The organism is Citrobacter koseri ATCC BAA-895, from assembly GCF_000018045.1.
GTDB classification, from domain to species: Bacteria; Pseudomonadota; Gammaproteobacteria; order Enterobacterales; family Enterobacteriaceae; genus Citrobacter_B; species Citrobacter_B koseri.
Genome location: NC_009792.1, coordinates 3,623,031 through 3,644,975 on the forward strand (window position 1 = coordinate 3,623,031; position 21,945 = coordinate 3,644,975).

Here is a 21,945-nt window from a genome sequence, read left to right on the forward strand (position 1 = left end):
CGCGAATCAAACGCGGATAAAAAGCAGCGAAAAGTATATACCCTAAATAATTCGAGTTGCAGGAAGGCGGCAAGGGAAGAAATCCCCAGGAGCATAGATAACTATGTGACTGGGGTTTCTGAGTGCAGCCAACACATCTGCAACTTGAAGTATGACGGGTATAGTCGTTATAAGCACTGTTACTGAGGGCCAGGACAGCATAAAAAATCCGCATAATCCCGGCGTTGACAGTCCCAGCCACACATTTTATTTATAAATACGGTATTTGCGCCTGCACCGGTTTCTGTTCTGCCCTTGTGCCATGGTCGCTTTTTTCATTCCCTGACACGAGGTTGATATGACAACTGCTGTTTCCCCGCTCGTCGTCGCCAAATTTGGCGGAACCAGCGTCGCCGATTTTGACGCCATGAACCGTAGCGCCGACGTGGTGCTTTCCGATGCTAACGCACGCTTAGTGGTGCTTTCCGCCTCTGCGGGCGTCACCAATCTGCTGGTAGCGCTGGCAGAAGGGCTGGAACCGCCAGAGCGCTTCGAAAAACTCGACGCCATCCGTAAAATTCAGTTCGATATTCTGGAGCGTCTGCGTTACCCGAACGTTATCCGCGAAGAGATCGAGCGTCTGCTGGAAAACATTACCACGCTTGCCGAAGCGGCTTCACTGGCGACGTCAATGGCCCTGACCGACGAGCTGGTGAGTCACGGCGAGCTGATGTCCACCCTGCTGTTTGTGGAGATCCTGCGCGAGCGCAATATTCAGGCGCAGTGGTTTGACGTGCGTAAGGTGATGCGCACCAGCGATCGTTTTGGCCGCGCGGAACCGGATATCGCAGCGCTGTCGGAGCTGGCTACGCTACAGCTTGCCCCACGCCTGGCAGAGGGTCTGGTCATCACCCAGGGCTTTATCGGCAGCGAAAGCAAAGGCCGCACAACGACGCTGGGACGCGGCGGCAGCGACTACACGGCGGCGCTGCTTGCAGAAGCGCTGCACGCGGCGCGCGTCGATATCTGGACGGATGTGCCGGGCATCTACACCACCGACCCGCGCGTGGTGCCTGCCGCGCAGCGTATCGATGAAATCGCCTTTGAAGAAGCGGCGGAAATGGCGACCTTTGGCGCGAAGGTGCTGCACCCTGCAACGCTGCTGCCCGCCGTACGCAGCGATATCCCGGTTTTCGTCGGCTCCAGTAAAGATCCAAAAGCGGGCGGGACGCTGGTATGCAATAAAACCCAAAACCCACCGCTCTTCCGTGCGCTGGCGCTACGCCGCAAACAGACGCTGTTAACGCTGCACAGCCTGAATATGCTGCATTCGCGTGGTTTCCTGGCGGAAGTGTTCGGCATTCTGGCGCGGCACAATATCTCCGTAGATTTAATCACCACCTCGGAAGTGAGCGTGGCGCTGACGCTGGATACCACCGGTTCCACTTCAACGGGCGACACGCTGCTGACGCAGTCTTTGCTGATGGAGCTTTCCGCGCTATGCCGGGTAGAAGTGGAAGAAAATCTCGCGCTGGTCGCGCTGATTGGCAACGATCTGTCTAAAGCCTGCGGCGTCGGTAAAGAAGTGTTCGGCGTACTGGAGCCGTTCAACATCCGCATGATTTGCTATGGCGCATCCAGCCATAACCTCTGTTTCCTGGTGCCTGGCACCGAAGCGGAGCAGGTCGTGCAGAAGCTTCATCATAATTTGTTTGAATAAAATTTCCTCACGCGATAAATAATACCTATAGCCGGGCTCGAACCCGGCTTTTTTATAACTAAACAACACGACAATACTGCAAGGAATTTATTATGTTATCCGTTATCACCCGGCTGTTCCCGTTGTGGGCGCTGCTGCTCTCTGTTATTGCGTATTACACGCCATCGACCTTCACCCCCATTGGCTCGTGGGTGACTACGCTACTGATGCTGATTATGTTCGGCATGGGCGTACACCTTAAGCTCGACGACTTTAAACGCGTGCTTTCCCGCCCGGCGCCTGTCGCTGCCGGTATTTTCCTGCATTATCTGGTGATGCCGCTCGCCGCCTGGCTACTGGCGATACTGTTTAACATGCCGCCGGACCTCTCAGCCGGGATGGTACTGGTGGGCAGCGTCGCCAGCGGAACGGCATCTAACGTCATGATCTATCTGGCGAAAGGGGATGTGGCGCTTTCGGTTACTATCTCATCGGTTTCCACGCTGGTTGGCGTGGTCGCGACACCGCTACTGACGCGCCTGTATGTGGATGCGCATATTCAGGTGGATGTGGTGGGGATGCTGCTCAGCATTTTACAGATCGTCGTGGTTCCAATCGCGCTTGGGCTGGTCATTCACCACCTGTTTCCTCGCGTGGTAAAAACCGTGGAGCCTTATCTGCCTGCGTTCTCAATGGTGTGCATTCTGGCGATCATCAGCGCAGTGGTGGCCGGTTCCGCCTCGCATATCGCATCCGTTGGTTTTGTGGTGATTGTGGCGGTGATCCTGCACAACACCATTGGTCTGCTCGGCGGTTACTGGGGCGGTCGCCTGTTTGGCTTTGATGAGTCCACCTGCCGCACGCTGGCGATTGAAGTTGGAATGCAGAACTCCGGCCTTGCGGCGGCGCTCGGTAAAATTTACTTCTCTCCGCTGGCCGCGCTCCCCGGCGCGCTGTTCTCGGTCTGGCATAACCTCTCCGGCTCACTGCTGGCCGGTTACTGGTCAGGCAAGCCGATTGCCGAGAAGCCGCGTGATAGGGTGAAGGTGTAGACCTGATAAGCGTAGCGCCATCAGGCGCAATCCGTGCACGTCGCCGGATGGTGGCTAACGCCTTATCCGGCCTACACAGCCTCTGCACTTTGCCGTACACTGGGTTATCTGACTGACCGAGGGTACATTTATGGCACTCCCACGCATCACCCAAAAAGAGATGACCGAGCGCGAGCAGCGTGAACTGAAAACGCTGCTCGACCGCGCGCGCATTGCACATGGCCGCCCACTCACGAATGCGGAAACCAACAGCGTGAAAAAGGAGTACATTGATAAGTTAATGGCGCTGCGCGAAGCAGAGGCCAAAAAAGCCCGCCAGTTGAAGAAAAAGCAGGCTTATAAACCAGATACTGAGGCGTCGTTTTCCTGGTCGGCCAATACGCCGACGCGCGGCAGACGTTAACGCCCTTTCTTCTTCCGCCCCGGCGAGGTAAAGCGTTTTCCGTTTGACGCCGGGCGCGCTTTCTCGTTGGTTTTTTCGATTTTCACCACCGGACGCTTAATGCCCGCCGTTTTCGGCTTCGCTTTCGCCTTCGACGTCGGTTTGGCTTCTGATGAAGAGTTTTCGATCAGCTTAAACAGAGCGATGAGTTCGTCATCCGTCAGATCCCGCCACTCGCCGGGCGGCAGACCGGATAAACTCACGTTCATAATGCGCGTGCGTTCGAGTTTCGTCACTTCATAGCCAAAGTGCTCGCACATGCGGCGGATCTGGCGGTTCAGCCCCTGAATCAGGGTAATACGGAAAACAAACGGCGCTTCCTTCTTCACCTTGCACTTTTTGGTCACCGTGCCGAGGATCGGGACGCCCGCGCCCATACCGCGAATAAAGTCATCCGTCACCGGCTTATCAACCGTGACCAGATACTCTTTCTCGTGATCGTTACCGGCACGGAGGATTTTGTTAACCAGATCGCCGTGATTGGTAAGAAAGATAAGCCCCTGGGAGTCTTTATCCAGGCGGCCAATCGGGAAAATACGTTTGCTGTGGTTCACGAAATCCACGATGTTATCGCGTTCGCTGTCTTCCGTGGTACTGACAATCCCTACTGGCTTGTTCAGCGCGATAAAGACCAGATCTTCCGCTTCGCGCGGCTCAATCAACCGACCATTCACCTTCACCACGTCGCCAGGCATCACCTGATCGCCAATGGTGGCGCGTTTGCCATTAATGAAGACATTCCCTTGTTCAATGTAGCGATCCGCCTCGCGACGCGAGCAAATTCCGCTTTCACTGATGTATTTATTTAATCGGACAGATGAGTCGGGCAGCATAAATTCTCCTGTAAAAGCGAAATATACCGCACCTTGCGGTCAGGGAAAAAGCGTCGAATGACAGGAGTGCGGCTCACCGCTGCTCATAAAGTCGATGACATCACGAAATCCCCCTGCGAGACGCGTTCCAGAATATCGATAACCACATCGTGAGCCACATCAGCAAGCGGTAAGATGAGCGGTGGTAGCATCACGGATGTTTTTACTTTTTGATTACTGGAGATGTCATGGAACTGCTGTTATTGAGTAACTCCACTCTGCCGGGAAAAGCCTGGCTGGAACACGCGCTGCCGCTGGTGGCGGAACAACTGCATGGCCGCCGTTCAGCGGTGTTTCTCCCGTTTGCTGGCGTTACGCAAACCTGGGACGATTACACAGCGAAAACCGCCGCAGTCCTTGCGCCGCTCGGCGTTTCAGTGACCGGTATTCATAGCGTCGCCGATCCGGTCGCAGCGATTGCCGATGCGGAAGTGGTGATTGTCGGCGGTGGGAACACTTTCCAGTTGCTAAAAGAGAGCCGTGAACGTGGGCTGCTGGCGCCCATCGTGGCTGCCGTTAAGCGTGGCGCGTTGTATATCGGCTGGAGCGCGGGCGCGAACCTTGCCTGTCCGACCATTCGCACCACCAACGATATGCCAATCGTTGACCCACAAGGATTTGATGCGCTGGGTCTGTTCCCGTTGCAGATTAACCCGCACTTCACTAACGCGTTGCCGGAAGGTCACAAAGGCGAAACCCGCGAACAGCGTATTCGCGAGCTGCTGGTGGTCGCGCCAGAGTTAACGGTGATTGGCCTGCCGGAAGGCAACTGGATTCAGGTGAGCAAGGGGCAGGCGACGCTCGGCGGCCCGAACACGACGTATGTGTTCAACGCGGGTGAAGAAGCGGTTCCTCTTGAAGCCGGTCATCGCTTCTGATCGTCGCTATGTAGAATGTAGAATGTAAAATGCCTGATGGCGCTACGCTTATCAGGCCTACAGGATAGTGCTTATAACGTAGGCCGGATAAGGCGTTTCACGCCGCCATCCGGCAATCAGCAATCAATAGTCATCCCGCTCGTCGTCTTCATCCGGCTGCTCCAGCACGCTGTAAGCCACCGAACAAAACAGCGAATTCAGGCGTTGCATATCGCCCAGCAGTCCCAGATGCAATGAACTGGTTTCGATGCTCTGTACGTTCTGCTGGTGCAGGCGATCCACATGCGCATGTGAATAACGACGATTGAGAATACGGAAACGATGTTTGCTGCGACGCAAACGTCGGGCGCTGGTGACATCGCCGGAGAAAAACACCGACATCGCCAGTTGCAGGTTGCTGAGTAACTGATCATACAGCGCATCCAACTCTTTCAGCCCTTCAATGGAAAACGCCCGCCGCGCCGCCAGCGACTTATCGGCAATCTCGCTGCCCATCCGTTCGACGATATCTGAGGCCTGCTCCAGGTTCAGGGACATCTCGATGATTTCCGCCCAGCGCCGTGACTCTTCCTCCGCCAGTTCCTCTTTCGGCATCCGCGCCAGATAGAGTTTGATGGCGGTGTAAAGCACGTTGATATCATCCGCCAGCTTGCGCAGCTCTTTCTCTTCGCGCGGCTCGCCGTGCATCACCTTTTTCAGACCTTCCATCATCTGCTCCATCGCATCACCAATGCGTAGCGCTTCCCGGGCGGCATTGGCCAGCGCGAGCGTTGGCGTGTCCAGCGCGCTGACATCCAGATGTTTAGGCTTCAGATGGGCATCCAGTTCCGGTTCATCGCGGATAATACGTTTACAGAAACGCGCCATCGGTTCGGCGAACGGAATCATCACCAGACACCGCGCCAGGTTGTAAAAAACGTGGAAGTAGATAACCAGTTCGGATTTTGGCAGCGGTAACGCATCCATCGTATCGGCCAGCACATGGACAAACGGCAGGATAATCAGGCTGCCCACCAGCTTAAACAGCAGACTGCCCAGCGCCACGCGGCGAGCGGCGGCATTGGCTGCGCTGTTGTTGAGCATCGCCAGCAGGCCGGAACCGAGGTTGGCGCCGATGACCAGGCACAACGCGACCGGGAACGATATGATGCCCGCCGCCGTCAGCGTGGCCGTCAGCAGGACGGCTGCCAGGCTGGAATAGCTGATGATGGCAAACATGGCGCCAATCAGCGCATCCAGCATGATGTCGCCGGTCAGCGAGGCGAAGATGACCTGTACGCCATTCGCCTGAGTAATCGGCGTCACCGCCTGCACAATCAGCTCCAGCGCCAGCAATATCAGGCCAAGACCTATCCCCACTCGCCCCAGTTGTCCGGCGCGTGACTGCTTACGCCCCAAAAAGAAGATAACGCCGATGAAAATCAGCAGCGGCGATAACCATGACAAATCAAAGGTAAGGATACGCGCCATCAGCGCGGTCCCCACGTCGGCCCCCAACACAATCACCAGTGCAGGCGTCAGGGCGACCAGATCCTGGGCGACAAATGACGTCACCAGCATAGTCGTGGCGTTACTGCTTTGCACCAGCGCAGTCACGCCGATACCCGCGCAGAAGGCGAGCGGTTTCTTTTCAACACTGCGGCTGAGAACGGTACGCAGACGAGCGCCGAAAACGCGCATCACGCCGGTACGCACAATATGGGTGCCCCACACCAGCAGGGCAACAGCAGAAAGCAGGTGTAGCAGAGTTAACACAGAATCAGGTACTCCTTATCATTATTATGATGTTCAGCCTTTTTACCGGATGGCGTACGGGGATATTTGTAGGCCGGATAGGCGTTTACGCCGCCATCCGGCAAGTAGCCCCGTGAACCTTCTTCCAGTATAAGGGTTTCAAAACAATAAAGAGACAGGGCGCCCGATGAGCACCCTGTTTGTTGTAAGGAAAAATGACAGTTTTATGAACTAGTCGGCATCATAGCCCAGGTTGGAGGCCAACCAGCGCTCCACCTCAGCGACCGTCATCCCTTTACGCTGCGCATAATCCTCCACCTGATCGCGCTGTATTTGCGCGACGGTGTAGTACTTGCTGTCAGGATGGCTGAAGTACCAACCGGAAACGGAAGCGCCCGGCCACATGGCGTAGGATTCGGTCAGCTTCATGCCGGTGTGTTTTTCCACGTCCAGCAGTTGCCAGATGGTGCCCTTCTCAGTGTGCTCCGGGCAGGCCGGATAGCCTGGCGCCGGACGAATCCCCTGATAGTTTTCGCGGATCAGCTCCTCGTTGCTGAGGTTCTCATTCGCCGCATAGCCCCAGTAAACTTTACGCACCCGCTCATGCAGGTATTCCGCAAAGGCTTCCGCCAGACGGTCGGCGATCGCTTTGACCATAATCTTGTTGTAATCATCATGCTGCGCCTCGAATGCCTCTGCCAGCGCATCCTCTTCCAGACCGCCCGTGACGGCGAAGGCGCCGATGTAATCCTCTTTGCCGCTCTGTTTCGGCGCAACAAAGTCAGACAGGCAATAGTTGGCGAAACCCACCTTCTCCGTTTGCTGACGCAGATGATGGCTGACCGCCAGCACATGGGTACGCGTCTCATCGCGGTAAATTTCGATATCATCACCCACACGGTTTGCCGGGAACAGCCCCACCACGCCACGCGGATTGAGCGTCTTCTCCGCACTCAGTTTATCCAGCATGTCGTTGGCGTCTTTAAACAGGCGTTTCGCTTCTTCGCCTACCACCTCGTCTTCGAGAATGCGCGGATATTTCCCGGCCAGCGACCAGGTCATAAAGAACGGCGTCCAGTCGATGTAGTTGCGCAGCGTTTCGATACTTGCTTCAACGTCCTGCACGCCCAGACGATGAGCGACAGGCGGTGTATAGCTTTCCCAGTCAAATGCCAGGTCATTATCACGCGCGGCGGCCAGCGTCACCGGCGGCGTGCGCGGTTTCTTGCGCGCATGCTGGATGCGCACGGTTTCATACTCTTTACGGGTACGGGCGACAAACTCATCGTGCTGGGTTTCAGACAGCAACGCCGCCACGACGCCCACGGTACGCGAGGCGTTCTGGACATAGACCGTCGGGCCGCTGTAGTTCTGCTCAATCTTCACCGCCGTGTGCGCTTTGGACGTGGTCGCGCCGCCAATCAGCAGCGGAATGGTGAAGCCCTGACGTTCCATCTCCTTCGCCACGTTGACCATTTCATCCAGCGACGGGGTAATCAGGCCAGAGAGACCAATCAAATCCGCATTCACTTCTTTCGCGGTTTTGAGGATTTTTTCTGCCGGCACCATAACGCCAAGATCGATGATTTCATAGTTGTTGCACTGTAAAACGACGCCAACAATGTTTTTGCCAATGTCATGCACGTCGCCCTTCACGGTGGCGATAACCATTTTACCGTTGCTGGAGCCCTGCTCTTTGCTGGCTTCAATAAACGGTTCCAGATACGCTACCGCCTGCTTCATGACGCGGGCCGATTTCACCACCTGCGGCAGGAACATTTTGCCTTCGCCGAACAGATCGCCCACCACGTTCATACCGTCCATCAGCGGCCCTTCGATAACCTCGATCGGACGCGTCGCCTGCTGACGGGCTTCTTCGGTATCCTGTTCGATAAACTCGGTAATGCCTTTTACCAGCGAATACTCAAGGCGTTTTTTCACTTCCCAACTGCGCCATTCCGCCTGTTGCGCATTGGCTGAATCATCGGCTTTGCTGCCACGGTATTTTTCCGCCAGCGCCAGCAGACGCTCGGTGCTATCGTCGCGGCGATTGAGGATCACATCTTCCACCGCGTCGCGCAGCTCGGCGGGCAGGTCGTCATAAATCGCCAGTTGCCCGGCGTTGACGATCCCCATGTCCATGCCGTTACGGATGGCGTAGTAGAGGAACACCGCATGAATCGCTTCGCGCACCGGGTCGTTGCCGCGAAACGAGAAGGAGACGTTAGAAACGCCGCCGGAGATCAGCGCGTGCGGCAGTTCGCGTTTGATATCTTCACAGGCGCCGATAAAGTCCTGCGCATAGTTGTTGTGCTCGTCGATACCGGTCGCTACGGCAAAAATGTTCGGGTCAAAGATAATGTCTTCCGGCGGGAAGCCCACCTCTTTGGTGAGAATGTTGTACGCCCGGCGGCAAATCTCGATCTTACGCGCGCGGGTATCGGCCTGCCCTTGTTCATCAAAGGCCATCACCACCACCGCCGCACCATAGCGACGCAGCAGCTTCGCATGGTGGATAAAGGTTTCCACGCCCTCTTTCATCGAAATGGAGTTAACGATGCCTTTACCCTGAATGCATTTCAGCCCTTTTTCGATGACCTCCCATTTTGAGGAGTCGATCATGATCGGTACGCGGGCGATATCCGGCTCACCGGCAATCAGGTTGAGGAAGCGCACCATCGCGACTTCGGCATCGAGCATCCCCTCATCCATGTTGATATCGATAATCTGCGCGCCGCTCTCCACCTGCTGGCGGGCGACATCCAGCGCTTCGCTGTATTTCTCTTCTTTGATCAGCCGCTTAAATTTAGCGGAACCGGTGACGTTGGTACGCTCCCCCACGTTTACAAACAGGCTGTCATCGCCAATATTCAACGGCTCAAGGCCAGAGAGACGACAGGCAACCGGAATATCGGGCAGTTTACGCGGCGCTAAACCATCAACCGCGCGGCTCATCGCGGCAATGTGTTCCGGCGTCGTCCCACAGCAGCCGCCGACAATGTTGAGAAAGCCCGACTCCGCCCACTCGCGGATCTGCTTCGCCATCGTATCAGCATCAAGATCGTATTCGCCGAAGGCGTTAGGCAGACCGGCATTCGGGTGCGCGGTGACATAGCATTCGGCAATGCGCGCCAGTTCCTGCACATACTGGCGCAGTTCATCCGGCCCCAGCGCGCAGTTAAGACCAAAGGTGAGCGCTTCGGCGTGACGCAGCGAGTTATAAAACGCTTCGGTAGTCTGGCCGGAGAGCGTGCGCCCGGACGCATCGGTAATCGTGCCGGAGATCATAATCGGCAGCTCGACGCCCAGCGCTTCAAATTCTTCTTTCACCGCAAAAACGGCGGCTTTCGCATTCAGCGTGTCGAAGACGGTTTCAATCAGAATCAGGTCTGACCCGCCTTCCACCAGCGCTTTGGTGGATTCGCGATAGGCCGCGACCAGCTGATCGAAGGAGATATTACGAAACGCCGGGTCGTTCACGTCCGGCGAGATGGATGCGGTGCGGTTGGTTGGGCCAAGCACGCCCGCAACGTAGCGCGGTTTTTCCGGCGTGCGCGCCGTCCATTCATCGGCGCAGGCGCGGGCCAGTTTCGCAGCGGTAAAGTTGATTTCCGCCGACAGGGATTCCATCTGGTAATCCGCCATCGCAATCGTCGTGGAGTTAAACGTGTTGGTTTCGATGATATCCGCACCCGCCTCAAAGTAAGCGTGATGAATCGCGGTAATCACCTCCGGCTTGCTGAGTACCAGCAGGTCGTTGTTGCCTTTCAAATCGCAGGGCCAGTCAGCAAAACGCTCGCCGCGAAAATCCTCTTCACTCAGGCGATAGCTCTGGATCATTGTCCCCATGCCACCATCCAGAACCAGAATACGTTCATCTAACTGCGCACGCAGTTGTTCAACTTTGCTGCTCACGACTTGCTCCCGACAACACTCAACCTGGACCGAAAAAAGGCCAACAAACCATACTGGCATAAACACGACAGGCGGAAAAGAGAACAACGGGTAACATGAGACATGTTCAGCTTCACTCCTCCGATCAGTGCAGGAATTCTTGCATTATATTTTAATAAAACGAAAATGATTTCCACGATACAGAAAAGGAGTCCGCCATGGTTGCCCCTGTCCCCGCGAAACGCGGTAGAAAACCCTCCGCTGCCACTGCGCCCGCAACCGGGCAGGTTCAGTCGCTGACCCGTGGCCTGAAGCTGCTGGAGTGGATTGCCGAATCCAACGGCAGCGTCGCGCTGACCGAACTGGCGCAGCAGGCGGGCCTGCCGAACTCCACGACTCACCGTTTGTTGACCACCATGCAGCAGCAGGGCTTTGTGCGACAGGTGGGAGAGCTGGGCCACTGGGCCGTGGGCGCCCATGCGTTTATCGTCGGCAGCAGTTTTTTGCAGAGCCGTAACCTGCTGGCGATTGTCCACCCTATCCTGCGCAAACTGATGGAAGACTCCGGCGAGACGGTCAATCTGGCGGTACTGGATCAGAGCGATCACCAGGCGATTATTATCGACCAGGTACAGTGCACACAGCTGATGCGCATGTCTGCGCCCATCGGCGGCAAACTGCCAATGCACGCTTCCGGCGCCGGGAAAGCGTTTCTGGCGCAACTCAGCGAAGAGCAGGTGACTGGCCTGCTTCACCGTAAAGGGCTGCATGCCTATACCCACGCCACGCTGGTGTCGCCGGTACATCTGAAAGACGACCTCGCCCAGACGCGCAAACGCGGTTATTCCTTTGATGATGAAGAGCACGCGCTTGGCCTGCGTTGCGTTGCGTCGTGCATTTACGACGAGCACCGCGAGCCGTTTGCCGCGATCTCAATTTCCGGGCCGATTTCCCGCATCACTGACGATCGTGTCACCGAGTTTGGCGCGATGGTGATTAAAGCGGCGAAAGAAGTCACGCTGGCATACGGCGGGTTTAGATAAGCAAGGCTTGCCGGATGGCGGCGCAAGCGCCTTATCCAGCCTACAGTCACGTGTAGGCCCGGTAAGCGCAGCGCCACCGGGCGTCAAGCCGCAAATCTGAAGCAAAACCGCTGTTTGCGCCGATAGGCGTAAACATCTTCCACGTGCCCTTCGCGGATACGCGTCTGTAACGCCCGCCAGTAGTCGGCGCGGAACAGGTCGGCGTGCATCTCCTCAAATAACGGCCCAATTCTTGGGTCAGCGCACAGCCAGTGGCGAAACTCTTCCGGGAAAACATCCCCTGGCGAAACGCTGTACCAGGGCTCGCTGGCCAGCTCATCTTCCGGGTAGCGCGCTTGCGGAATGTCGCGGAAATTCACTTCCGTCATGTAGCAAATTTCATCGTAATCGTAGAACACCACGCGCCCGTGGCGGGTGACGCCAAAGTTTTTAAACAGCATGTCGCCGGGGAAGATGTTGGCGGCGGCAAGCTGGCGAATCGCATTGCCGTACTCTTCAATCGCGTCACGCAGTTGCTGGCCCTCCACCTGCTCCAGCCAGATATTCAGCGGCACCATACGACGCTCAATGTAGAGATGGCGAATCACTATCTGATCGCCAAGGTCGATGATTTTCTCCGGCGCCTCCTGGCGCAACAGCGTCATCAGCGCTGGCGCGATTCGCCGCTTCTCCAGCACAAAGTTCTCGAACTCCTGCGTATCGGCCATCCGCCCGACGCGATCGTGTTCTTTAACGAGTTGATAGCAAGCGCGCACATGGGCGGCCGACATCTCTTTTTGTGGGGCAAACCTATCCTTGATGATCTTAAACACCCGGTCAAAGCCCGGCAGCGTAAACACCAGCATCACCATGCCACGAATACCGGGCGCTTCAATAAACTGCTCATCGCTGTTCGCCAGATACAGTAAATACTCGCGATAGCTCTCGGTTTTCGCATGCTTCTGACAGCCAATCGCCATGTACAGCTCGGCGGTGGTTTTACCTGGCAAGATCTCACGCAGCCACTCAACCAGCGCGGCGGGCAACGGCGCGTACACCATGAAGTAGGAACGGGCAAAACCAAACACGATACTGGCCTCAGCCGTGGTGGTCAGGCAGGTATCGACAAACAGTTCGCCTTCATCGGTGCGATGAATCGGCAGCAAAAACGGCAACGTGCCGGCAGGGGTCAGCAACTTCCCCACCAGCCAGGCGGCTTTATTGCGATAAAACAGCTCATTCGCCACCTGCAAATGGCTGCGGTGCAAAGCCTCCGCTCCGAACGTTTCCGTCAGGTGAGCAATGATGTAATGAATATCACGGCTTTTGTTTTGCCAGGGCAAACGCAGCGGTAGATCGCTGAGAATACGCGTCAACAGCGGTTCCCAGCCGTGATCGGGGAAGAAATCTTTCGCCAGCGGGCGCGGGATCGTGCGAAACCGGCGCTCAGGCTGGGAGCTAAAGATAAAAAGCCGCTCGGGAGTGAGCGAGCGGTGGTCAAATAACCTACAGTAGACAGAGTTAAAAAAGCTCTCCGCAATCTCGAAGCGCGGGTAATCCGGCAACAGCCGGGTGTAATGCTCTTTGACACGCAGTAAAAAGGCCGCATCGGTGCTTTTGCCGTCAGTAATGCAGCGCAACTGTTCCACCACCAGACCAACGTGATGATCGTAGAGGTGGATACGGCTTTTCATCGCCTGCTGCACGGCATGCCAGTCGGCCTGTTCAAAGCGCTGCTGCGCGCCGGAAGTCACTTCCAGAAATCGACCATACTGCGCGTCAAAGCCTTGCAGGATGGTTTGAGCAATCAGTAATTCCAGGCCACGCGACATGGTTTGTCCTCATCGGTTGCCGGATGGCGGAGCAAGCACCTTATCCGGCCTACGGTTCGGGGTAGGCCGGATCAGCGTAAGCGCCATCCGGCATGGATCAGAACTGCGATTCTTCAGTGGAACCCGTTAATGCCGTCACTGAGGAGGTGCCACCCTGAATAATGGTGGTCACTTTGTCGAAGTAGCCTGTCCCCACTTCCTGCTGATGGGACACGAAGGTGTAACCGTCTTTGGCCGCCGCAAATTCTGGCTGCTGAACCTTCTCAACGTAGTGGCGCATGCCTTCACCCTGCGCATAGGAATGTGCCAGATCGAACATGTTGAACCACATGCTGTGGATGCCCGCCAGGGTGATGAACTGGTACTTGTAGCCCATGTCCGACAGCTGCTGCTGGAAGCTGGCGATGGTTTTATCGTCCAGGTTCTTCTGCCAGTTAAACGACGGCGAGCAGTTGTAGGCCAGCAGTTTACCCGGGTATTTCGCATGGATGGCATCGGCAAAGCGCTTCGCCAGTTCAAGGTCCGGCGTGGAGGTTTCGCACCACACCAGGTCTGCGTAAGGCGCATACGCCAGCCCACGGCTGATCGCCTGCTCAATACCGGCACGCGTGCGGAAGAAGCCTTCGCTGGTGCGTTCGCCGGTAATAAATTCACTGTCGTACGCGTCGCAGTCGGAGGTTATCAGATCTGCCGCATCCGCGTCGGTACGGGCAATCAGCAACGTCGGTACGCCCATCACGTCAGCCGCCAGACGCGCAGCCACCAGTTTCTGAATGGCTTCCTGCGTCGGCACCAGAACTTTGCCGCCCATATGACCGCACTTCTTCACCGATGCAAGCTGATCTTCGAAGTGAACAGCCGCTGCACCGGCTTCGATCATCGATTTCATCAGTTCAAACGCGTTCAGTACGCCGCCAAAACCGGCCTCCGCATCGGCAACGATCGGCAGGAAGTAATCGACAAAGCGCGGATCGCCAGGCTCAATGCCGGACGCCCACTGGATCTGATCCGCACGACGGAAAGTGTTGTTGATCCGATCCACGACCGCCGGAACAGAGTTTGCCGGGTACAGCGATTGATCCGGGTACATGCTGGAGGCCAGGTTAGCGTCCGCCGCCACCTGCCAGCCGGACAGATAGACCGCCTCAATGCCCGCTTTCGCCTGTTGCAACGCCTGGCCGCCAGTCAGTGCGCCGAGGCTGTTGATGTAGCCTTTTTTCGCGTCGCCATGCAGCAGACGCCACATTTTGGCCGCGCCAAGCTGCGCCAGCGTACATTCCGGGTTGACCGAGCCGCGTAATTTCACCACTTCCTCCGCGCTATACGGGCGACGGATACCTTCCCAGCGCGGTTGCGTCCATTCTTTCTGTAACTCTTCGATTTGTTGGGTACGGGTTTTCATGTGCAGATGCTCCATATTGTTATGTGGTGAGTTAAGCCAGCAGGCGGTAGCCTGGCAGGGTCAAGAAATCGATCAGTTCATCAGAGGTAGTGATCTGCTCCATCAGGCGCGCGGCTTCATCAAAGCGCCCGCTGCTGAAGCGGTGCTCTCCCAGCTCGTCCTGGATCACCAGCATCTCTTCGGCCAGCATCTGGCGGAATAGCGCTTTCGTGACGGGTTTGCCGTTACTCAGGGTTTTCTCGTGATGAATCCATTGCCAGATAGAGGTACGGGAGATTTCAGCCGTTGCCGCATCTTCCATCAGGCCATAAATCGGTACGCAGCCATTACCGGAAATCCATGCTTCGATGTACTGCACCGCCACGCGAATATTGGCACGCATCCCCTCTTCGGTACGATCGCCCTCGCAGGGCGCCAGCAGCTGTTCGGCAGTAATGGGCGCATCTTCATCACGGGTAACAAACAGCTGGTTCTGGTTTTCGCCCAGCGCCTCGTTAAAGACCGTCATCGCGGTGTCCGCCAGCCCCGGGTGCGCGATCCAGGTGCCGTCATGACCGTTATTGGCTTCCAGCGCTTTGTCCGCTTTCACTTTGTTGAGCACTTGATTGTTGCGCTCGGCGTCTTTGCTCGGGATAAACGCCGCCATGCCGCCCATCGCAAATGCGCCGCGCTTGTGGCAGGTTTTGATCAACAGCCGTGAATAGGCGCTGAGGAACGGTTTATCCATCGTCACCACCTGACGGTCCGGCAGGACGCGATCCGGGTGATTTTTCAGTGTTTTGATATAGCTGAAAATGTAATCCCAGCGGCCGCAGTTAAGACCAACAATATGGTCACGCAGCGCGTGCAGGATCTCATCCATCTGGAAGACGGCAGGCAGCGTTTCAATCAGCAAGGTGGCTTTGATGGTGCCACGCGGCAGATTAAAACGGTCTTCGGCATAGCTGAAGACTTCGCTCCACCAGGCGGCTTCCTGCCAGGCTTGAGTTTTCGGCAGGTAGAAATACGGGCCACTGCCTTTTGCCAGCAACGCTTTATAGTTGTGGAAAAAGTAGAGAGCGAAATCAAACAGGCTGCCAGGAATGGCTTCACCACGCCAGGTCACATGTTTTTCCGGCAGGTGTAAACCGCGTACGCGACAAATCAGTAACGCCGGGTCCGGCTTGAGTTGATAGATTTTCCCGGCTTCGTTGGTGTAGCTGATGGTGCCGTTCACCGCATCACGCAGGTTGATCTGACCATCAATCACTTTGCTCCACTCCGGCGCCAGTGAATCCTCAAAGTCAGCCATGAACACTTTCACGTTAGCATTCAGCGCGTTAATCACCATTTTACGTTCTACCGGGCCGGTGATTTCCACGCGACGATCCTGTAAATCGTCAGGAATGCCGCGAATTTTCCAGTCACCCTCACGAATGGAAGCGGTTTCCGAAATAAAATCAGGCAACTTACCGTCATCAATATCCTGCTGTTGCTGAATACGAGCAGCGAGGAGTTTGTTACGCTTTGGCGTAAAACGCGTCACCAGTTCGGTCAGAAACTCTACCGCTTCTGCGGTCAGAATTTGCTTCTCCTGCTCACCATGCGGCCTGGTAAAGGTCAGTTCATCGGTTGTCGTTGCCTGTTGATTCATTATGCAGCTCCTCGTCATTGATCCGAATACATCCCCAATGCGAACGAAGGATCGTTGTGTGGTTTTCGTTCAGCACAACTAAGACTACTCAATTAAATTCCAAAATCAAAAACAATTTCCATTTTTAATTTAATTATCAATTAACTTATTGATAACAATAAAAATAAAGTTTAATTACAAGATGAGCGGCATTTCAGAAATAAAAAAGGCACCCGAAGGTGCCTGTTTCAACATGCTGAAACGCTTTAGGATCGTGCGCTACAGAAGATTAATCCAGCGTTGGATTCATGTGACGCAGATCATATGGCGTGATCTGGTAGACGTAATAGTTGAGCCAGTTGGTAAACAGCAAATTACCGTGGCTGCGCCAGGTCGCGCGAGGTTTGTTTTGCGGATCGTTTTTCGGGAAATAGTTGTACGGTACATTCGGACTTAAACCTGCTTCAACATCCCGGAAATATTCACTGGCCAGCGTATGGGCATCGTACTCCGGGTGACCGGTTACAAACGCGATTCGTTTATCTTTGCTGGCGAACAGGTAGGCATCTCCATCTTCGGTTTCTGCGAGGATCTCAAGGTCGGTATAGTCCCGAATCAGCGCCGCCGGGAAGTCGGCATAGCGTGAGTGCGGAGCAAGGAATGAATCATCAAAACCACGAGTCAGTAAAGCATGAGGATGAAGGATGTGATGTTCGTAGACGCCGGAAAGTTTATCTGTGCGGGTTTGCTTCGGAATGCCATAGAGAATATTAAGCGCGGCCTGTACCGCCCAACAGACAAACAGCGTTGAGGTGACGTGATCTTTTGCCCACTCCAGCACCTGCTTAATCTGCGGCCAATACGCAACATCATTAAACTCCACCAGACCCAGAGGCGCGCCGGTGACAATCAGCCCATCGAAATTCTGATCGCAGATATCCTCGAAGTTACAGTAGAAGTTGTTCAGATGCTCTGCCGGTGTATTACGCGATTCACGAGCATCAATCCGCAAGAGTTGAACATCGACCTGAAGCGGTGAGTTTGACAGCAGGCGCAGGAACTGGTTTTCCGTTTCGATCTTCTTCGGCATCAGGTTGAGGATAAGCACCTTCAGCGGACGAATTTCCTGGCCAGAAGCGCGGGATGTCGTCATAACAAAGACGTTTTCCTCACGTAAGAAATTGACGGCGGGTAGCTCGTCCAGCACGCGAATTGGCATAACCTGATAACCTCACTACATACGTTTAAACGTTTAGACATCCAGATAGCTGAAGATACCCAGAAATTCTTCTAATGTCGAGCCTGCATGTTGAAGGTGAGAAAGTTTCACGGCGGTGTTTACGATAGAATATAAGCACAAAGAAAAGGAGATAATATGGTTATTAGCATTCGCCGATCGCGGCAGGATGAAGGGGAAAAACTGATTGCTATCTGGTGTCGTTCTGTTGATGCTACGCACCATTTTCTGTCTGCATCCTATCGGAGCGAGCTGGAAGAGCTGGTGCGTTCTTTTTTACCAGAAGCGCCGTTATGGGTGGCAGTGACAGAGCAGGATGAGCCCATCGCGTTTATGCTGCTGACCGGGCAGCACATGGATGCCCTGTTTGTCGATCCCGACGTTCGTGGCTGCGGCGTAGGGAAATTGCTGGTTGAGCATGCGTTTACGCTGGCTCCCGAGTTAACAACCAACGTTAACGAACAGAATGAACAAGCGGTTGGGTTCTACAAAAAGATGGGATTTAAAGTGACAGGACGTTCAGAGGTAGACGATCTTGGCAGGCCGTATCCGTTATTGAATCTGGTTCATACGTAGGCCGGATAAGCGCAGCGTCATCCGGCAGAACAGCGCATATATGCCGGATGGCGGTGTGAACACCTTATCCGGCCTGTAAAAACATCCCGGGTATTTTGCACACAGTCTGTAGGCCGGATAAGGCGCAGCCGACATCCGGCTGCACCCGGGCGCATGAACGCAAAAAGGCCATCCCTCAGGATGGCCTCTTCACTTTAATTAATGCCTGGCAGTTCCCTACTCTCGCATGGGGAGACCCCACACTACCATCGGCGCTACGGCGTTTCACTTCTGAGTTCGGCATGGGGTCAGGTGGGACCACCGCGCTACGGCCGCCAGGCAAATTCTTTGTGCCCTTAAAACGAATCTTTTACCCTGATACTGCGTTGGCTGCGCTCGTAAACTCAGTCACATACCTGTGTATGCTCCTTCCTTTCCTTCGCTTGCCGCCTTGGCTCAGCGTAAAATCTTTCGTTTTCGCAAAATCTGTAATCAAAGCTGAAAATCGTCTCTCAAATCGCCAAAACATCTTCGGCGTTGTAAGGTTAAGCCTCACGGTTCATTAGTACCGGTTAGCTCAACGCATCGCTGCGCTTACACACCCGGCCTATCAACGTCGTCGTCTTCAACGTTCCTTCAGGACTCTCAAGGAGTCAGGGAGAACTCATCTCGGGGCAAGTTTCGTGCTTAGATGCTTTCAGCACTTATCTCTTCCGCATTTAGCTACCGGGCAGTGCCATTGGCATGACAACCCGAACACCAGTGATGCGTCCACTCCGGTCCTCTCGTACTAGGAGCAGCCCCCCTCAGTTCTCCAGCGCCCACGGCAGATAGGGACCGAACTGTCTCACGACGTTCTAAACCCAGCTCGCGTACCACTTTAAATGGCGAACAGCCATACCCTTGGGACCTACTTCAGCCCCAGGATGTGATGAGCCGACATCGAGGTGCCAAACACCGCCGTCGATATGAACTCTTGGGCGGTATCAGCCTGTTATCCCCGGAGTACCTTTTATCCGTTGAGCGATGGCCCTTCCATTCAGAACCACCGGATCACTATGACCTGCTTTCGCACCTGCTCGCGCCGTCACGCTCGCAGTCAAGCCAGCTTATGCCATTGCACTAACCTCCTGATGTCCGACCAGGATTAGCTGACCTTCGTGCTCCTCCGTTACTCTTTAGGAGGAGACCGCCCCAGTCAAACTACCCACCAGACACTGTCCGCAACCCGGATTACGGGCCCACGTTAGAACACCAGCCATTAAAGGGTGGTATTTCAAGGGCGGCTCCATGCAGACTGGCGTCCACACTTCAAAGCCTCCCACCTATCCTACACATCAAGGACCAGTGTTCAGTGTCAAGCTATAGTAAAGGTTCACGGGGTCTTTCCGTCTTGCCGCGGGTACACTGCATCTTCACAGCGAGTTCAATTTCACTGAGTCTCGGGTGGAGACAGCCTGGCCATCATTACGCCATTCGTGCAGGTCGGAACTTACCCGACAAGGAATTTCGCTACCTTAGGACCGTTATAGTTACGGCCGCCGTTTACCGGGGCTTCGATCAAGAGCTTCTCCCGAGGGATAACCCCATCAATTAACCTTCCGGCACCGGGCAGGCGTCACACCGTATACGTCCACTTTCGTGTTTGCACAGTGCTGTGTTTTTAATAAACAGTTGCAGCCAGCTGGTATCTTCGACTGATTTCAGCTCCATGGGTAAACCACTTCACCTACATATCAGCGTGCCTTCTCCCGAAGTTACGGCACCATTTTGCCTAGTTCCTTCACCCGAGTTCTCTCAAGCGCCTTGGTATTCTCTACCTGACCACCTGTGTCGGTTTGGGGTACGATTTCGTGTTACCTGATGCTTAGAGGCTTTTCCTGGAAGCAGGGCATTTGTCACTTCAGCACCGTAGTGCCTCGTCATCACGCCTCAGTGTTAAAGTGCACCGGATTTGCCTGGAGCACACACCTACACGCTTAAACCGGGACAACCGTCGCCCGGCCGACATAGCCTTCTCCGTCCCCCCTTCGCAGTAACACCAAGTACAGGAATATTAACCTGTTTCCCATCGACTACGCCTTTCGGCCTCGCCTTAGGGGTCGACTCACCCTGCCCCGATTAACGTTGGACAGGAACCCTTGGTCTTCCGGCGAGCGGGCTTTTCACCCGCTTTATCGTTACTTATGTCAGCATTCGCACTTCTGATACCTCCAGCATGCCTCACAGCACACCTTCAACGGCTTACAGAACGCTCCCCTACCCAACAACACATAGTGTCGCTGCCGCAGCTTCGGTGCATGGTTTAGCCCCGTTACATCTTCCGCGCAGGCCGACTCGACCAGTGAGCTATTACGCTTTCTTTAAATGATGGCTGCTTCTAAGCCAACATCCTGGCTGTCTGGGCCTTCCCACATCGTTTCCCACTTAACCATGACTTTGGGACCTTAGCTGGCGGTCTGGGTTGTTTCCCTCTTCACGACGGACGTTAGCACCCGCCGTGTGTCTCCCGTGATAACATTCTCCGGTATTCGCAGTTTGCATCGGGTTGGTAAGCCGGGATGGCCCCCTAGCCGAAACAGTGCTCTACCCCCGGAGATGAGTTCACGAGGCGCTACCTAAATAGCTTTCGGGGAGAACCAGCTATCTCCCGGTTTGATTGGCCTTTCACCCCCAGCCACAGGTCATCCGCTAATTTTTCAACATTAGTCGGTTCGGTCCTCCAGTTAGTGTTACCCAACCTTCAACCTGCCCATGGCTAGATCACCGGGTTTCGGGTCTATACCCTGCAACTTAACGCCCAGTTAAGACTCGGTTTCCCTTCGGCTCCCCTATTCGGTTAACCTTGCTACAGAATATAAGTCGCTGACCCATTATACAAAAGGTACGCAGTCACCCCATAAAGAGGCTCCCACTGCTTGTACGTACACGGTTTCAGGTTCTTTTTCACTCCCCTCGCCGGGGTTCTTTTCGCCTTTCCCTCACGGTACTGGTTCACTATCGGTCAGTCAGGAGTATTTAGCCTTGGAGGATGGTCCCCCCATATTCAGACAGGATACCACGTGTCCCGCCCTACTCATCGAGCTCACAGCCTGTGCGTTTTCGTGTACGGGACTTTCACCCTGTACCGTGCGACTTTCCAGACGCTTCCACTAACACACAAGCTGATTCAGGCTCTGGGCTCCTCCCCGTTCGCTCGCCGCTACTGGGGGAATCTCGGTTGATTTCTTTTCCTCGGGGTACTTAGATGTTTCAGTTCCCCCGGTTCGCCTCGTTAGCCTATGTATTCAGCTAACGATAGTGTGACGAATCACACTGGGTTTCCCCATTCGGACATCGCCGGGTCAAGGGTTCATATCACCTCGCCGGCGCTTTTCGCAGATTAGCACGTCCTTCATCGCCTCTGACTGCCAGGGCATCCACCGTGTACGCTTGGTCGCTTAACCTCACAACCCGAAGATGTTTCGTGAAACACTTCGTGTTGCGAAAATTTGAGAGACTCATACACACTTTACGTGTGTCGTTTCAATTTTCAGCTTGATCCAGATTTTTAAAGAGCAAATATCTCAAACGTCACCCGAAGATGAGTTTTGAGATATTAAGGCAGGTGACTTTCACTCACGAACCAGCAAGTGGCGTCCCCTAGGGGATTCGAACCCCTGTTACCGCCGTGAAAGGGCGGTGTCCTGGGCCTCTAGACGAAGGGGACACTGAAGTCTCAATCGCAAGACGCCT

General features: G+C 55.1%; 13 protein-coding genes, 1 tRNA gene and 2 rRNA genes. 6 read left to right on the forward strand and 10 right to left on the reverse strand.

Annotated features, from left to right (window positions below; genetic code table 11):
• Positions 1 to 337 precede the first annotated feature (337 nt).
• From lysC to CKO_RS16650, 3 genes are all read left to right on the forward strand, one after another.
• On the forward strand, positions 338 to 1,699 hold the full coding sequence (gene lysC, locus CKO_RS16640) for a lysine-sensitive aspartokinase 3 (RefSeq protein WP_012134664.1): 1,362 nt from the start codon (positions 338 to 340) through the stop codon (positions 1,697 to 1,699).
• A gap of 92 nt (positions 1,700 to 1,791) precedes the next feature.
• On the forward strand, positions 1,792 to 2,730 hold the full coding sequence (panS, locus tag CKO_RS16645) for a ketopantoate/pantoate/pantothenate transporter PanS (protein WP_012134665.1): 939 nt from the start codon (positions 1,792 to 1,794) through the stop codon (positions 2,728 to 2,730).
• Between the two features lie 130 nt (positions 2,731 to 2,860).
• Positions 2,861 to 3,133: a YjbD family protein gene (locus tag CKO_RS16650; protein WP_012134667.1), complete on the forward strand. Its 273-nt coding sequence runs from the start codon at positions 2,861 to 2,863 to the stop codon at positions 3,131 to 3,133.
• Here CKO_RS16650 and rluF read toward each other — a convergent pair.
• Positions 3,130 to 4,005: a 23S rRNA pseudouridine(2604) synthase RluF gene (rluF, locus tag CKO_RS16655; RefSeq protein WP_012134668.1), complete on the reverse strand. Its 876-nt coding sequence runs from the start codon at positions 4,003 to 4,005 to the stop codon at positions 3,130 to 3,132. The genes CKO_RS16650 and rluF overlap by 4 nt on opposite strands.
• A 227-nt stretch (positions 4,006 to 4,232) precedes the next feature.
• Between rluF and pepE the strand changes: the two genes are divergently transcribed.
• On the forward strand, positions 4,233 to 4,922 hold the full coding sequence (gene pepE / locus CKO_RS16660) for a dipeptidase PepE (protein ID WP_012134669.1): 690 nt from the start codon (positions 4,233 to 4,235) through the stop codon (positions 4,920 to 4,922).
• A 123-nt stretch (positions 4,923 to 5,045) separates the two neighbouring features.
• Here the strand turns inward: pepE and CKO_RS16665 are convergent, their stop codons facing one another.
• Entirely contained in the window at positions 5,046 to 6,677 is a 1,632-nt protein-coding gene (locus CKO_RS16665; RefSeq protein ID WP_024130841.1) for a Na/Pi cotransporter family protein, read from the reverse strand.
• A gap of 210 nt (positions 6,678 to 6,887) precedes the next feature.
• Entirely contained in the window at positions 6,888 to 10,571 is a 3,684-nt protein-coding gene (gene metH / locus CKO_RS16670) for a methionine synthase (protein WP_024130842.1), read from the reverse strand.
• A gap of 197 nt (positions 10,572 to 10,768) precedes the next feature.
• Between metH and iclR the strand changes: the two genes are divergently transcribed.
• Positions 10,769 to 11,593 carry a glyoxylate bypass operon transcriptional repressor IclR gene (gene iclR / locus CKO_RS16675; RefSeq protein ID WP_012134673.1) on the forward strand — a complete coding sequence of 275 codons (825 nt, stop codon included), beginning with the start codon at positions 10,769 to 10,771 and terminating at the stop codon, positions 11,591 to 11,593.
• An 83-nt stretch (positions 11,594 to 11,676) separates the two neighbouring features.
• Here iclR and aceK read toward each other — a convergent pair whose 3' ends face one another.
• The 4 genes from aceK to metA form a co-directional block, all read right to left on the reverse strand.
• Positions 11,677 to 13,404: a bifunctional isocitrate dehydrogenase kinase/phosphatase gene (aceK, locus tag CKO_RS16680; RefSeq protein ID WP_012134674.1), complete on the reverse strand. Its 1,728-nt coding sequence runs from the start codon at positions 13,402 to 13,404 to the stop codon at positions 11,677 to 11,679.
• Between the two features lie 97 nt (positions 13,405 to 13,501).
• Positions 13,502 to 14,806: an isocitrate lyase gene (gene aceA, locus CKO_RS16685; RefSeq protein ID WP_024130843.1), complete on the reverse strand. Its 1,305-nt coding sequence runs from the start codon at positions 14,804 to 14,806 to the stop codon at positions 13,502 to 13,504.
• A gap of 31 nt (positions 14,807 to 14,837) precedes the next feature.
• On the reverse strand, positions 14,838 to 16,439 hold the full coding sequence (gene aceB / locus CKO_RS16690) for a malate synthase A (protein WP_012134676.1): 1,602 nt from the start codon (positions 16,437 to 16,439) through the stop codon (positions 14,838 to 14,840).
• A 268-nt stretch (positions 16,440 to 16,707) separates the two neighbouring features.
• The gene (metA, locus tag CKO_RS16695; RefSeq protein WP_012134677.1) at positions 16,708 to 17,637 is read right to left on the reverse strand and encodes a homoserine O-acetyltransferase MetA; all 930 of its coding nucleotides are present in this window, start codon (positions 17,635 to 17,637) and stop codon (positions 16,708 to 16,710) included.
• A gap of 156 nt (positions 17,638 to 17,793) precedes the next feature.
• Between metA and CKO_RS16700 the strand changes: the two genes are divergently transcribed.
• Entirely contained in the window at positions 17,794 to 18,231 is a 438-nt protein-coding gene (locus tag CKO_RS16700) for an acetyltransferase (RefSeq protein ID WP_012134678.1), read from the forward strand.
• Between the two features lie 203 nt (positions 18,232 to 18,434).
• Here the strand turns inward: CKO_RS16700 and rrf are convergent.
• From rrf to CKO_RS16715, 3 genes are all read right to left on the reverse strand, one after another.
• Positions 18,435 to 18,550: ribosomal RNA gene (gene rrf, locus CKO_RS16705) — 5S ribosomal RNA — on the reverse strand.
• 201 nt (positions 18,551 to 18,751) lie between these two features.
• Positions 18,752 to 21,656, reverse strand: a 23S ribosomal RNA gene (locus tag CKO_RS16710).
• A 187-nt stretch (positions 21,657 to 21,843) separates the two neighbouring features.
• Positions 21,844 to 21,919: transfer RNA gene (locus CKO_RS16715), tRNA-Glu, on the reverse strand.
• Between the last annotated feature and the right edge of the window lie 26 nt (positions 21,920 to 21,945).

Coding starts and splice junctions, on each gene's coding strand:
- panS (WP_012134665.1), top strand. CDS start 1,792: ATGTTATCCGTTATCACCCGGCTGTTCCCGTTGTGGGCGCTGCTGCTC.
- rluF (WP_012134668.1), bottom strand. CDS start 4,005: ATGCTGCCCGACTCATCTGTCCGATTAAATAAATACATCAGTGAAAGC.
- CKO_RS16650 (WP_012134667.1), top strand. CDS start 2,861: ATGGCACTCCCACGCATCACCCAAAAAGAGATGACCGAGCGCGAGCAG.
- aceB (WP_012134676.1), bottom strand. CDS start 16,439: ATGAATCAACAGGCAACGACAACCGATGAACTGACCTTTACCAGGCCG.
- aceK (WP_012134674.1), bottom strand. CDS start 13,404: ATGTCGCGTGGCCTGGAATTACTGATTGCTCAAACCATCCTGCAAGGC.
- lysC (WP_012134664.1), top strand. CDS start 338: ATGACAACTGCTGTTTCCCCGCTCGTCGTCGCCAAATTTGGCGGAACC.
- CKO_RS16700 (WP_012134678.1), top strand. CDS start 17,794: ATGGTTATTAGCATTCGCCGATCGCGGCAGGATGAAGGGGAAAAACTG.
- metA (WP_012134677.1), bottom strand. CDS start 17,637: ATGCCAATTCGCGTGCTGGACGAGCTACCCGCCGTCAATTTCTTACGT.
- aceA (WP_024130843.1), bottom strand. CDS start 14,806: ATGAAAACCCGTACCCAACAAATCGAAGAGTTACAGAAAGAATGGACG.
- iclR (WP_012134673.1), top strand. CDS start 10,769: ATGGTTGCCCCTGTCCCCGCGAAACGCGGTAGAAAACCCTCCGCTGCC.
- pepE (WP_012134669.1), top strand. CDS start 4,233: ATGGAACTGCTGTTATTGAGTAACTCCACTCTGCCGGGAAAAGCCTGG.